Source organism: Arthrobacter sp. I3, assembly GCF_000520575.1.
GTDB lineage: Bacteria > Actinomycetota > Actinomycetes > Actinomycetales > Micrococcaceae > Arthrobacter > Arthrobacter humicola_A.
The window spans coordinates 257384-258399 of the sequence record NZ_KI914938.1 but is presented as its reverse complement, the minus strand read 5'-3'; the positions used below and the strand labels follow the sequence as shown (position 1 = coordinate 258399).

The 1016-nt window shown below is 74.5% G+C and carries 2 pseudogenes; both read right to left on the bottom strand.

The window, feature by feature from the left end:
- Positions 1–387, bottom strand: a pseudogene (locus Y706_RS29810) (glycosyltransferase family 2 protein); the annotation flags it as partial.
- Positions 375–1016, bottom strand: a pseudogene (locus tag Y706_RS29805) (hypothetical protein); the annotation flags it as partial. The pseudogenes Y706_RS29810 and Y706_RS29805, both read right to left, overlap by 13 nt.

The window sequence follows — 1016 nt, the reverse complement described above, 5'->3', positions numbered from 1 at the left end:
GCGGGCCTGGGCAGGCTGGACGAGCCTCGGGGTCCCGAGACCGGAGTGTCCCGCGGTGGCTGCCGGTGCCTGTGTTGGTGTCTGCGACGTAGGCTGCAGCAGGTTTTGTGCGGTCCACACGGTGAACCCGGCCAGGGGGGCGGCCAGCAGCAGGACCATGGATGCCGCGGCCGTGCCGCGGATCAGGACCTTCCGTGCCAGCCCGGTACCGGCGGTCCGGTCGGCGGCGTCCAGGAGCCCTTCGGCTCCGATCAGGGCAGCGCCCAGGAACGCGAACGCGGCCGCCGAAACGGCGGGGCCGGGGAACGGCGTGACCAGGACCTCGGCGCTGGCGCCGGAGGCGACATGCCCGGCGAGCCAGCCGCCGGCCAGCATCAGGACGGCCACGGCCCACAGGCCCCGTGCCGTCCGGGTGCGTCCGGCCAGCACAAGCCGGCGCGGCATGAAGAGTGCGGCCAGGGCCAGCAGCAGCACCGGCAGCCCGAACAGCAAGGCCAGCAGCAGTGCCCACGGCAGACCGGCCGGCCCGGCGGAACCCTCGGGGTCCCGAGACCGGAGTGTCCCGCGGTGGCTGCCGGTGCCTGTGTTGGTGTCTGCGACGTAGGCTGCAGCAGGTTTTGTGCGGTCCACACGGTGAACCCGGCCAGGGGGGCGGCCAGCAGCAGGACCATGGATGCCGCGGCCGTGCCGCGGATCAGGACCTTCCGTGCCAGCCCGGTACCGGCGGTCCGGTCGGCGGCGTCCAGGAGCCCTTCGGCTCCGATCAGGGCAGCGCCCAGGAACGCGAACGCGGCCGCCGAAACGGCGGGGCCGGGGAACGGCGTGACCAGGACCTCGGCGCTGGCGCCGGAGGCGACATGCCCGGCGAGCCAGCCGCCGGCCAGCATCAGGACGGCCACGGCCCACAGGCCCCGTGCCGTCCGGGTGCGTCCGGCCAGCACAAGCCGGCGCGGCATGAAGAGTGCGGCCAGGGCCAGCAGCAGCACCGGCAGCCCGAACAGCAAGGCCAGCAGCAG